The sequence below is a fragment of the Paraburkholderia sp. FT54 genome, assembly GCF_031585635.1.
Taxonomy (GTDB): Bacteria; Pseudomonadota; Gammaproteobacteria; order Burkholderiales; family Burkholderiaceae; genus Paraburkholderia.
This window is the reverse complement of the sequence record NZ_CP134195.1, coordinates 33,082-45,350: the sequence shown is the minus strand read 5'-3', so window position 1 is coordinate 45,350 and position 12,269 is coordinate 33,082. Positions and strand designations below refer to the sequence as shown.

Below are 12,269 nucleotides of genomic sequence, written 5' to 3'. Positions count from 1 at the left end.
CCCTTAGGCCGAGAGCCCACTTCGCTGCGTCGCAACAAAAAATGGTAACGATTACGGCTTCATGCCGGTGCATGAGCGCCGCCGCGAATCGCCCGGCTGTGACGATGCACCTCGTCCACGAGTTCGGCAACGTTCTCCGGCGGCGTGAATTGCGAAATGCCATGGCCGAGGTTGAACACGTGGCCGGGATGATTACCGAAGCTGTCGAGCACCGCGCGCGCTTCCATACGGATCGAAGCCGGCGGCGCGAACAGCACCGACGGATCGATATTGCCTTGTAGCGCCACCTTCCCGCCCACGCGCTCGCGCGCCTTGCTCAAATTCACCGTCCAGTCGAGGCCGACCGCGTCCACGCCAATCTCGGCGATCTCGTCGAGCCACAAGCCGCCGCCCTTCGTGAAGGTGATCACCGGCACTTTTTCGCCGTCGTGGTCGCGCTTCAACTGGCTCACCACCTGCTGGATGTAGTGCAGCGAAAACCGTTGGTAGACGCCGTCCGCCAGCGCCCCACCCCACGTGTCGAAAATCATCACGGCCTGCGCGCCGGCTTCGATCTGCGCGTTCAGATACGCCGCGACCGAGCGCGCGTTGACGTCGAGAATGCGATGCATCAGATCCGGACGCGCATAGAGCATCGACTTGACCGTGCGAAAGTCCGCCGAACCGCCGCCTTCGACCATGTAGCAGGCGAGCGTCCACGGACTGCCCGAAAACCCGATCAACGGCACGCGCTGACGGCCTTGCGCGTCGGTGAGCGCGGTCCGAATTTCGCGCACGGCGTCGGTCACGTAGCGCAGCGTGGCGTCGATGTCCGGCACCGCCAGGCGCGCGACGTCGTCTTCCGTGCGTACCGGGCGAACGAATTTCGGCCCCTCGCCGGTCACGAACTCGAGGCCGAGCCCCATAGCGTCGGGCACGGTCAGGATGTCCGAAAACAGGATCGCGGCGTCGAGTGGATAACGCTCGAGCGGCTGCAACGTAACTTCCGTCGCGAACGCCGGGCTCTTCGCCAGACCGAGGAAACTGCCCGCGCGACCACGCGTGGCGTTGTATTCCGGCAGGTAGCGGCCAGCTTGCCGCATCAGCCAGATCGGCGTGTAGTCGGTCGGCTGGCGCAGCAGCGCGCGCAGGAAAGTGTCGTTCAGGAGTTTATGGGCCACGGTGCGTACGACTGAGGGCAAAAAAGCATTTTACCGGACTCGGCTCGCCGCATCTTGCTTGATGTGGGCAATAGCCGTTGTCCGTTTGGTTCGCGGCCGGTTTTCCGCGTGCCGGCCGAGGCGTGACGACCTGGCTGAGCGGCCAATGGTCAAGCGCGAATCGCCGAGCTATTATCCAACGGCATTAGCAGACAATTACATACAACCAAGGAGACTCGATGAACAAGGCAGCACTCGCACTGCTCGGCGCGCTGGCCGGCATTTTGATGCACGCAGGCGTGGCCGGAGCGCAGACCAGCGCCGGCGCGGCGCCCTCGCGGCTCGACGAAATCCTCGCGCGCGGCACGCTGCGCGCCTGCACCACCGGCGACTACAAACCGTACTCGTTCTACAAGACGGACGGCCAGTTCGAAGGCATCGATATCGACATGACGGAGTCGCTCGCCAAATCGCTCGGTGTCAAGGCGGAGTTCATCAAGACATCGTGGTCGAACCTGATGAACGACTTCGTTGCCAAGTGCGACATCGGCGTGGGCGGCGTGTCGCCAACCCTCGAGCGGCAGAAGCGGGCGTTTTTCACGCAGGCATACATGGTCGACGGCAAGACGCCGATCGTACGATGCGACGACGTCGACAAATACCAGACCGTGGCGCAGATCGACCAGCCGGCGACCCGCGTGATCGTCAATCCGGGCGGCACCAACGAGCGTTTCGCGAAGCAGTACTTTCCACATGCGAACCTGACCGTCTATCCGGACAACGTGACGATCTTCAAGCAGATCCTCGCGGGCAAGGCGGACGTAATGGTGACGGATGCGTCTGAAACGCTATTGCAGCAAAAACTGAATCCGGGCCTTTGCTCGGTGCATCCGGACAAGCCGTTCCAGTACGGAGAAAAAGCCTGGCTGCTGCCGCGAGGCGATATGGCGCTCCAGCAGTACGTCGACCAGTGGTTGCACCTTGCACGGGCAACCGGCGAATACCAAGTCATTTCGGACAAATGGCTGAAGTAATGTGATGTCTTTTCCGGCCGCCGCGTTCTTTTCGGTTTTCACTGTAACGCGGCAGCCGTCGAGAAACGCCAAAAGGACTGCGCCTGCGCGCCAATCATGTAACGGTGTGGGCCGCTGTTAAGTAAAAGTCCAACAACCCAGTCAGAACAATGTCGGACGAACCGACCCTTCGCGCCCCAATTGTGCTCCTGGACGAATGCTGCAACGCAATGACACGACGCATTTTCGGAGTGTTGAAGTTAGTCAATGCGAGCGAGTACCTGTAACACGGGCGATTCCTCACTCAAACGATGAATGTGCAACCATTTCATGCGGAATCGACTTAACGGATTACGCCGCACTATGCGTCGCGAATAGCATCAATCATGCGTATGAAATTGCGGGCGAGTCATCGGTAAAAATTACTTTTAAATCGTTTCGGTTTGGCAAAATATCCTGCTGCGCCTTATCTGGCGGGCGTTACAACCTGAAACACTTTGTTACCGCGCTCGTAGGTTAATTCGCCCACAATGCCCTCAACGGTTTCAACACGGATGTGGCTGGGTGCGTGGTGTGAGCGAATACGATGCACTTGCCGGTCGGCGTATGCCGAAGCCCTGTGAAGGGGCATCCCTGCTGGAGCCGTAATCGACGCAGGGTCGTCGTTTCAGTCGGTTCCTTCTTTGGTCTCCTCGCGCTAACCCCGTAGCGTGTGGTTTTTAGCGGGCTCCAGGCCCGCTTTTTTTTCGTCTGGCCAAACGTTTGCGCGACGCGGTGGCGCGCCGCTTCGGGCACGTTCGCGGTCTTTTAGCGACGGGCACGGCAAACGGTTCGTCTCTGTGCTCTGGCTTTTGCTCCGGCTGGTTCGCGTCGCGCGCTGATCTGCCACGCGCGGACCGGCCATTGAACGTCACGCCGTCTTGTCTTCCCGCAGCTTCAACTCACTGATCATCTGCTCGCGCATGATGAACTTCTGCACCTTGCCGGTCACCGTCATGGGCAGTTCGTCGACGAAACGGATGTACTTCGGCACCTTGTAGTGCGCAATCTGCCCCTGGCAGAACTGCTGGATCTCTTCGGCGGTTGCCTGCTCGCCTGAGCGCAGTACGACCCACGCGCATACCTCTTCGCCGTACTTCGCGTCGGGCACGCCGAACACTTGCACGCTCTGGATCTTCGGGTGGCGAAACAGAAACTCCTCGATCTCACGCGGATAGATGTTCTCGCCGCCGCGAATCAGCATGTCCTTCAGACGGCCGACGATATTGCAGTAGCCTTCGGCATCGAGCGTCGCCAGATCGCCGGTATGCATCCAGCCGTCGACAATGCTTTCGCGCGTCTTCGCCTCGTCGCCCCAATAGCCTTGCATCACCGAGTAGCCGCGCGTGCACAGTTCGCCGGTTTCGCCCACCGGCACGATCTCGCCGAGGGCATCGACGATTTTCACTTCCAGGTGCGGCTGGATGCGGCCGACCGTCGTCGTGCGCTTGTCGAGCGGATCGGTGGTCGAGCTCTGGAACGAGACCGGGCTGGTTTCCGTCATGCCGTAGGCGATGGTGATTTCGCCCAGATGCATTCTGGAGACGACCTTCTTCATGGTCTCGATCGGGCAAGGCGAGCCCGCCATGATGCCGGTGCGCAAGCGCGAGAAATCGTAACTGGCGAAGTTCGGATGGTCGAGCTCGGCGATGAACATGGTCGGCACGCCGTGCAAGGCGGTGCACTGCTCTTCGGCGACCGCGGCGAGTGTTGCAGCCGGGTCGAAGCCCTCGCCCGGAAACACCATATTCGCGCCGGTCGACACGCACGCCAGCACCGCCAGCACCATGCCGAAGCAGTGATACAGCGGGACGGGAATGCACAAGCCGTCCTGCTCGGTCAGCCGCATCGCCATCGCGATGTAGCGCGCGTTGTTCACCACGTTGCTGTGGGTCAGCGTCGCGCCCTTCGGATTGCCTGTCGTGCCGCTGGTGAACTGGATATTGATCGGCTCGTGGCACGAAAGCGTGGCGCCAATGGCGTCGAGCTTCGCCACGTCGAGCGACACGCGCCCCTGCTCGATCACGTCGGAAAAGCTCAACATACCCGGCGTCTGCGTGTCGCACATGCGAATCACGTAGCGCAATTCGGGCAACTTAGCCGCGTGCAATTCACCAGGCGCTTGCGTGGCCAGTTCGGGCGCGAGTTCCTGCAGCATCTCCAGGTACATCGACGTCTTGAAGCGCTCGGCGGCGATGATCGCCTTGCAGCCAACCTTGTTCAGCGCGTACTCGAGCTCGGCGAGCCGATACGCCGGATTGATGTTGACCAGCACGGCGCCGATGCGCGCCGTCGCAAACTGGGTAAGCAGCCATTCCACACGATTCGGCGACCAGATGCCGACGCGGTCGCCCTTCTCGATACCGAGTGTGAGCAGGCCGGCCGCCAATACGTCGACTTCTTCGGCGAACTCCTTCCACGTCCACCGAATTAGCTGCTCGCGAAACACCACGGCCGGACGGTCCGGAAAGCGCGCCGCCGTCTCGCGCAGAAACTGGCCGACCGTCGCTTCGCTCAGCGGGATATCGGTCGACCCACGGACATACGACAGTCCGTCTTTCGGTTCGATGAGTGCACCTTCGCCTGACACGTGCGTTGCCATGGTGTTGTCTCCGTGAGCTGAGCGCAAGCTCGCCTATTGAAATGAATTTGAAATCGATTGTGCCACTGGCGTGTGTCTGTCCGGCATCAAGTCTTACCCGCAGCGCATTTGCAAACTGCCAGGGCGCGACGTCAATCGATTGGAAAACACAATTTTGCTAACCTTTCCGTAAACGTCAAGTCGCGGTCAAAAAAAAGCAGCCACGAAGGCTGCTTTCTCTCTGATACGTGTTGCCTAGTTCTGACCGCGCAGCTTGCGCAGTCGCTGAATCGCAGCGAGCTGAGCCGTCGCGTACGCCAGTTCCGCTTGCGCGGTTGCGTATTCGAGGTTCGAGCCCGTGTTCTGCAGCGCTTCTTCCGCGCGCTTGCGTGCATCTTCAGCCTTGGCTTCGTCGAGATCCTTGCCGCGGATAGCCGTGTCGGCGAGAACCGTCACAGCGCCCGGCTGGATTTCGAGGATGCCGCCGGCGACGAAGACAAACTCTTCTTCACCGTTTTCAGCTTCGATGCGCACCGCACCCGGACGAATCCGCGTGATGAGCGGCGTGTGGCCCGGCAGAATACCGAGTTCACCTGCTTCGCCCGGCAGCGCGACGAACTTCGCCTGGCCCGAGAAGATCTGCTCTTCCGCGCTGACGACGTCTACCTTGATTGTTGCCATAAGTGTCGACTCCTGTGGCGACCAGAGTTGGCGCTTTAGCGCTTACTCGGGTCCCCTGCAAAGCTCGACGAGAGCTAACGCTTTAGCGCTGACTCTCGTCCCATGCAAGGCTGGGTTGAGCGTATTAAGAGGCGCCGGCTTCGGGATTCGATACCGTGATGGTATCCCTTCCGCGCGGACGCCGGCGCCCGCTTCGTTACACCCGACCTTTACTGGATCTTCTTGGCCTTTTCGAAGGCTTCGTCGATCGTGCCGACCATGTAGAACGCTTGTTCCGGCAGGTGGTCGCACTCGCCGTCGACGATCATCTTGAAGCCACGGATCGTTTCCTTCAGCGGCACGTACTTGCCCGGCGAGCCCGTGAACACTTCAGCGACGTGGAACGGCTGCGACAGGAAACGCTGGATCTTACGAGCGCGCGCCACGGCGAGCTTGTCTTCCGGCGCCAGTTCGTCCATGCCCAGAATCGCGATAATGTCGCGCAGTTCCTTGTAGCGCTGCAGCGTTTGCTGCACGCCGCGCGTGATCGAGTAGTGCTCTTCACCAATCACGTTCGGGTCGATCTGACGCGAGGTCGAATCGAGCGGGTCGACTGCCGGGTAGATACCCAGCGAAGCGATGTCACGCGACAACACCACCGTTGCGTCCAGGTGGCCGAAAGTCGTGGCCGGCGACGGGTCGGTCAAGTCATCCGCAGGGACGTACACGGCCTGAACCGACGTGATCGAGCCGGTCTTGGTCGACGTAATACGTTCTTGCAGCTTACCCATTTCTTCAGCCAAAGTAGGCTGATAGCCCACTGCCGACGGCATACGGCCGAGCAGTGCCGACACTTCCGTGCCTGCCAGCGTGAAACGGTAGATGTTGTCGACGAAGAACAGCACGTCGAGACCTTCGTCACGGAAGTGCTCAGCCATCGTCAGACCGGTCAGCGCGACGCGCAGACGGTTGCCCGGCGGCTCGTTCATCTGGCCGTACACCAGCGCGACCTTGTCGAGAACGTTCGAGTCCTTCATTTCGTGATAGAAGTCGTTCCCTTCGCGGGTACGCTCGCCAACACCGGCGAACACGGAGTAACCACCGTGTTCCTTGGCGATGTTGTTGATCAGTTCCATCATGTTCACGGTCTTGCCCACGCCGGCGCCACCGAACAGGCCAACCTTGCCGCCCTTCGCGAACGGGCAGATCAGGTCGATAACCTTGATGCCGGTTTCGAGCAGTTCCGTCGACGGCGACAGGTCCTCGAATGCCGGAGCCTTCTGGTGAATACCGCGAACCACGTCCGAGTTGATCGGGCCGGCTTCGTCGATCGGGCGACCCAGCACGTCCATGATCCGGCCGAGGGTCGGCTTGCCGACCGGCACGCTGATCGGCTTGCCGGTGTTCTTGACCGTCGTACCGCGGCGCAGACCGTCCGATGCACCCAGACAAATGGTGCGGACGACGCCGTCGCCCAGCTGTTGCTGGACTTCGAGGGTCAGTTCCGAACCTTCGAGAATGAGCGCGTCGTAAATCTTCGGCATGTGGTCACGCGGGAATTCCACGTCGATCACCGCGCCGATGCACTGTACGATCTTGCCTTCTACCAAAGCAGTAGTACTCATCGCTTTTCCTTTAGATACTCAATTCTTCACTCGCGCAAAGGCGCAGTTTCGATGGGGTGCGCCACGAGGCGCACACGAAGCAGCCAGCCTGACCATCAAGGTCAGACTGCCGCCGCGCCACCGACGATTTCCGACAGTTCTTTCGTGATCGCGGCCTGACGACTCTTGTTGTACACGAGCTGCAGTTCGTTGATGACCGTCTTCGCGTTGTCCGAAGCGGCCTTCATTGCGACCATTCGTGCCGACTGTTCCGACGCCATGTTTTCCGCGACGGCCTGATAGACCAGCGCTTCGACATAACGCACCAGCAGTTCGTCCACCACTGCCTGCGCATCCGGCTCGTAGATGTAGTCCCACTGCGTGCTCGGCGTCGTGCCGTCTTCTTCCTTGCGCTCGAACTGGTCCGCCGACAGCGGCAGCAGTTGCTCGATCACCGGCTCCTGCTTCATCGTATTGACGAAGCGCGTGTACGCCAGGTACACCGCCGAAACCTTGCCTTCCGAGTACAGGTCGAGCTGCACCTTCACCGCGCCGATCAGCTTTTCCAGATGCGGTGTATCGCCCAGATGCACGACATTCGACACCACCTTGGCGCGCAGACGATTCAGGAAACCCAGACCCTTGGTGCCGATCGCAGTTGCTTCGATCGTCTTGCCTTGGCCTTCCAGTTCCTTGAACTTCTGCAGCGACGCGCGCAGCACGTTGGTGTTCATGCCGCCGCACAGACCTTTATCGGTCGTGACGAGGATGATGCCGGCCGCCTTCGCGCCTTCGTTCGACACCATGAACGGGTGACGATACTCCGGGTTCGCACGGCTCATGTGCGCAGCGATATCGCGGACCTTGTCGGCATACGGGCGAGCAGCGCGCATGCGCTCCTGAGCGCGGCGCATCTTCGATGCGGCCACCATCTCCATCGCTTTCGTGATCTTGCGCGTGTTTTGCACGCTCTTGATCTTGCCGCGAATTTCCTTCATTCCAGCCATTGCTTGCTCCTTGTCGGCCCGAGTTAGCGCTTTAGCGCTTACTCGGGGCCCATGCAAAGCGATCGAAGCAGCGCGGGTTCAGTTGCCTGTGGGCCGCGCTGCTTCAAGGTCCGTTTATGCCTTGTAGGTCACTCGCGGATCAATAAGCGCCGGACTTCTTGAAGTCTTTGAGAGCCGTGTGCAGCAGGGCTTCGTCGTCCTTCGAGAGTTCCTTGGTGTCTTCGACGCGCTTGATCAGGTCAGCGTGCTTCGACTTCAGGTAGTCGCGCAGGCCCTTTTCGAACGGCAGCACTTGCGCAACTTCCAGATCGTCGAGGTAACCGTTGTTCGCTGCGAAGAGCGCCACAGCCAGTTCCCACACTTGCAGCGGCTGATACTGCGGCTGCTTCAGCAGTTCCGTCACGCGGCGGCCGCGCTCCAGTTGCTTGCGGGTTGCTTCGTCGAGGTCCGAGGCGAACTGCGCGAACGCAGCCAGTTCACGGTACTGCGCGAGGTCGGTACGGATACCGCCCGACAGCTTCTTCACGACCTTCGTCTGTGCCGCACCACCGACGCGCGACACCGACACGCCGGCGTTAATTGCCGGGCGGATACCTGCGTTGAAGAGGTCGGTTTCCAGGAAGATCTGGCCGTCGGTAATCGAGATCACGTTCGTCGGAACGAATGCGGTCACGTCGCCTGCTTGCGTTTCAATGACCGGCAGTGCCGTCAGCGAACCGCTCTTGCCCTTCACTTCACCGTTCGTGAACTTCTCGACGTACTCTTCCGAGACGCGAGCAGCACGTTCCAGCAAGCGCGAGTGCAGATAGAACACGTCGCCCGGATACGCTTCACGGCCCGGCGGACGGCGCAGCAGCAGCGAGATCTGACGGTATGCCCAAGCTTGCTTGGTCAAATCGTCATAAACGATCAGCGCGTCTTGACCGCGGTCGCGGAAGTATTCACCCATCGTGCAGCCGGCGTACGGTGCCAGGTACTGCATGGCAGCCGATTCCGAAGCCGAAGCGGCCACGACGATCGTGTATTCCAGCGCGCCGGTTTCTTCCAGCTTGCGCACCACGTTCATGATCGACGAAGCCTTCTGGCCGATCGCGACGTAGATACAGAAAAGGTTCTTGCCCTTCTGGTTGATGATCGCGTCGACTGCGACTGCGGTCTTGCCGCACTGGCGGTCGCCGATGATCAGCTCACGCTGGCCACGGCCAACCGGCACCATCGCGTCGATCGACTTCAGACCGGTTTGGACCGGTTCCGAAACCGACTTACGCCAGATCACGCCCGGAGCAATCTTTTCGATTGCGTCGGTCTTCTTCGCGTTGATCGGGCCCTTGCCGTCGATCGGGTTGCCGAGTGCGTCGACCACGCGGCCGAGCAGCTCCGGACCCACCGGCACTTCCAGAATGCGGCCGGTCGTCTTGACCACGTCGCCTTCCGAAATGTGTTCGTACTCACCCAGAATCACGGCACCGACCGAGTCGCGCTCGAGGTTCAGTGCCAGACCGAAGGTGTTGCCCGGGAATTCGAGCATTTCGCCCTGCATCACTTCCGACAGGCCGTGGATGCGCACGATACCGTCGGTCACGGAGATCACGGTGCCCTGGTTGCGAACGTCTGCGCTCGCTTCAAGGCCCTGGATCCGGCTCTTGATCAGCTCACTGATTTCAGAGGGATTGAGTTGCATTATTCGCTCCTGATAGTCAATTCTGTTGCGTGCCAGCGGCTTCAGCGCTTATGAAGCGCTTCAGGCCGTCAGAGCCGTTTGCATGCTGGCAAGCCGCGCGCGGACCGAGGTATCGAGCACTTCGTCGCCGACCGTCACGCGCACGCCGCCGATCAACGACGAGTCGACCTCGACCGTCGGCTTCAGCTTGCGTTTGAACTTGCGTTCGAGACTTGCGACGAGGTCGTTCAACTGCGCGCCTTCGAGCGGGAATGCGCTGACGATCAGCACATCGGCCGCCCCTTCGCGGGCATTCTTCAACTCTTCGAACTGCACAGCGATTTCCGGCAGCAATTGCAGACGATGGTTGTCCACCAGCATTTGCACCAGATTCTTCGCTTGCGCGTTGTCCTTGAGCGGCGACTTGACCGCGGCCAGCAGCAGTTCGCTGACTTGGGCACGGCTTACTTTCGGGCTCGAGGCGATCGACAGCACTTCGGGCAGACGCGCAACCTGTGCCAGCTCCTGCACGAGCGTGGACCAGGCGGCGATGTCACCAGCTTCGGCCACGCCAAACAGCGCTTCTGCGTACGGACGGGCGATGGTTGCAAGTTCGGCCATGATCAGAGCTCGGCTTTCAGTTGATTCAGCAGGTCAGCGTGAGCTGCCTGGTCGACTTCGCGCTTCAGGATCTGTTCAGCGCCCTTCACAGCGAGTGCAGCAACTTCGCCGCGCAGCGTTTCGCGCGCCTTCACGACTTGCTGCTCCGCGTCGGCCTTCGCTTGCGCGATGATGCGAGCGGCTTCAGCCTGTGCTTGAGCCTTGATTTCGTCAGCGACTGCCACAGCGCGCTTTTCTGCGTCAGCAATGCGTTGCTGACCGTCGTTGCGTGCCTGAGCGAGTTCCTGGTCGACGCGCTTGTGAGCGGCTTCGAGTTCTGCCTTGCCCTTTTCAGCAGCCGACAAACCGTCAGCAATCTTCTTCGAGCGCTCGTCGAGGGCGTTGATCAGCGGCGGCCACACGAACTTCATCGTGAACCACGCGAGGATCAGGAACACGACCATTTGCGCAAACAGGGTTGCGTTGAGATTCACGGTGTTTCCTTAAACGTTGCTAGTTCGGAAAGTGAAACGGCAAGGCGCTCATCGATTCTGTATTCGATCAGCGCCCGAGTGCCCGTTCCGCCCTGCGCCTTTACCAGTTATAGCTCAGGCGCAAACTTCCGAGGAACCTCAGCCTGCCAGCTTCGACAGCAGCGGGTTCGCGAACGCAAACAGCATTGCCACACCAACGCCAATCAGGAACGCCGCATCGATCAGACCAGCCAGCAGGAACATCTTGGTTTGCAGCGGGTTCATCAGTTCAGGCTGACGTGCGCACGCTTCGATGTACTTGCCGCCCATCAAGCCGATACCGATACAGGCGCCGATTGCACCCAGGCCGATGATGATGCCGATACCGATGGCGGTCAGACCCTGGATGTTGGCGATGAAAGCTTGCATGATCACTCCTTTGTGAAAAGTCTTTTAGAACTGGTTGGAACTGGGATTTAATGAAACAAAACTAAAACGTCGTTCGACAAGCCGCGATTAGTGGCTGTCGTGTGCCTGGCCGATGTACACCAGCGTCAGCATCATGAAAATGAATGCTTGCAGCAGAACGATCAGGATGTGGAAGATCGCCCAAACCGTGCCAGCGATGACGTGGCCGATAAAGCCGAGCACTGACGCGTCCGCGCCGAAACCCCACATGCTGCCGAGCAGGGCAATCAGCAGGAACAACAGTTCGCCCGCGTACATGTTGCCGAACAGCCGCATGCCGAGCGAGACCGTCTTTGCGACGAACTCGATGATGTTCAATGCAAGGTTCGGGATCCACAGGAGCGGATGCGCACCGAACGGAGCCGACAGCAGTTCGTGTACGAAGCCGCCTGCGCCCTTGATCTTGAAGTTGTAGTAAATCATCAGCGCGAACACGCCGAGTGCGATGCCGAGCGTACCGTTCAGGTCGGCGGTCGGCACGATGCGGTGATGGGGGATGACTTCCGACAGACCCAGCCAACCGATCACGCGGCCCGGCAGGTCGACGGGGATGAAGTCGAGCGAGTTCATCAGCGCGACCCAGACGAACACGGTCAGAGCCAACGGTGCGATGAAGGTGCGCGAGCCGTGGATCATCGACTTCGATTGATCCTCGACCATTTCAACCAGCATTTCGATCGCGCATTGGAAACGGCCCGGCACACCGGACGTTGCCTTGCGGGCAGCGAGATGCAAGATCAGGATCGTGGCCAGACCGCAAACGATCGACCAGAAAAGGGTGTCCAGATTCCAGACGTGAATGTCGAAAATCGACGTCTGGTGCGCGGTGGAAAAGTTCTGCAAGTGGTGCGCGATGTACTCGGACGGATCCAGAGCGCGCGTGCCTTCGCTAGCTGCCATATCGTTAATGCCACCCAAATTGTCGAAAATCGTCTTAGGCCGCTCCCGCAGCAATTCTGTATTGCGGGAACACGCCGGGCGCGGATCGTGTCATATCCGCACACTTTGGGCCGGCGCCATGCGCC

11 protein-coding genes are annotated in these 12,269 nt (G+C 60.2%); 1 reads left to right on the top strand and 10 read right to left on the bottom strand.

Going from position 1 to position 12,269, the window contains the following annotated elements:
• Positions 1-59: 59 nt before the first annotated feature.
• Positions 60-1,160, bottom strand: coding sequence for a uroporphyrinogen decarboxylase (gene hemE / locus RI103_RS00205; RefSeq protein ID WP_310813503.1), 1,101 nt, complete (start codon positions 1,158-1,160; stop codon positions 60-62).
• Positions 1,161-1,378: 218 nt separating this feature from the next.
• Here hemE and RI103_RS00200 point away from each other — a divergent pair, with 218 nt between their 5' ends.
• Entirely contained in the window at positions 1,379-2,173 is a 795-nt protein-coding gene (locus RI103_RS00200; RefSeq protein WP_310813502.1) for a transporter substrate-binding domain-containing protein, read from the top strand.
• 889 nt (positions 2,174-3,062) lie between these two features.
• Here RI103_RS00200 and RI103_RS00195 read toward each other — a convergent pair.
• From RI103_RS00195 to atpB, 9 genes are all read right to left on the bottom strand, one after another.
• The gene (locus RI103_RS00195) at positions 3,063-4,793 is read right to left on the bottom strand and encodes an AMP-binding protein (protein WP_310813501.1); all 1,731 of its coding nucleotides are present in this window, start codon (positions 4,791-4,793) and stop codon (positions 3,063-3,065) included.
• A 234-nt stretch (positions 4,794-5,027) separates the two neighbouring features.
• On the bottom strand, positions 5,028-5,453 hold the full coding sequence (locus RI103_RS00190) for a F0F1 ATP synthase subunit epsilon (RefSeq protein ID WP_012434800.1): 426 nt from the start codon (positions 5,451-5,453) through the stop codon (positions 5,028-5,030).
• A 209-nt stretch (positions 5,454-5,662) separates the two neighbouring features.
• Positions 5,663-7,057 (bottom strand): F0F1 ATP synthase subunit beta, encoded by a 1,395-nt coding sequence (gene atpD / locus RI103_RS00185; protein ID WP_310813500.1) that lies wholly within the window; start codon positions 7,055-7,057, stop codon positions 5,663-5,665.
• Between the two features lie 101 nt (positions 7,058-7,158).
• Positions 7,159-8,043, bottom strand: coding sequence for a F0F1 ATP synthase subunit gamma (gene atpG, locus RI103_RS00180; protein ID WP_106284868.1), 885 nt, complete (start codon positions 8,041-8,043; stop codon positions 7,159-7,161).
• A 139-nt stretch (positions 8,044-8,182) separates the two neighbouring features.
• The gene (gene atpA / locus RI103_RS00175) at positions 8,183-9,724 is read right to left on the bottom strand and encodes a F0F1 ATP synthase subunit alpha (RefSeq protein ID WP_310813499.1); all 1,542 of its coding nucleotides are present in this window, start codon (positions 9,722-9,724) and stop codon (positions 8,183-8,185) included.
• 60 nt (positions 9,725-9,784) lie between these two features.
• Positions 9,785-10,324 (bottom strand): F0F1 ATP synthase subunit delta, encoded by a 540-nt coding sequence (locus tag RI103_RS00170; RefSeq protein ID WP_073427840.1) that lies wholly within the window; start codon positions 10,322-10,324, stop codon positions 9,785-9,787.
• Positions 10,325-10,326: 2 nt separating this feature from the next.
• Positions 10,327-10,797, bottom strand: a complete 471-nt coding sequence (locus RI103_RS00165) for a F0F1 ATP synthase subunit B (RefSeq protein WP_006050845.1) — start codon at positions 10,795-10,797, stop codon at positions 10,327-10,329.
• Positions 10,798-10,935: 138 nt separating this feature from the next.
• A complete protein-coding gene (atpE, locus tag RI103_RS00160) occupies positions 10,936-11,205 on the bottom strand; it encodes a F0F1 ATP synthase subunit C (protein ID WP_007180033.1) in 270 nt (89 codons plus the stop codon).
• A gap of 87 nt (positions 11,206-11,292) precedes the next feature.
• Complete coding sequence (gene atpB / locus RI103_RS00155; RefSeq protein WP_172161968.1) at positions 11,293-12,144, bottom strand: F0F1 ATP synthase subunit A; 852 nt, start codon at positions 12,142-12,144, stop codon at positions 11,293-11,295.
• Between the last annotated feature and the right edge of the window lie 125 nt (positions 12,145-12,269).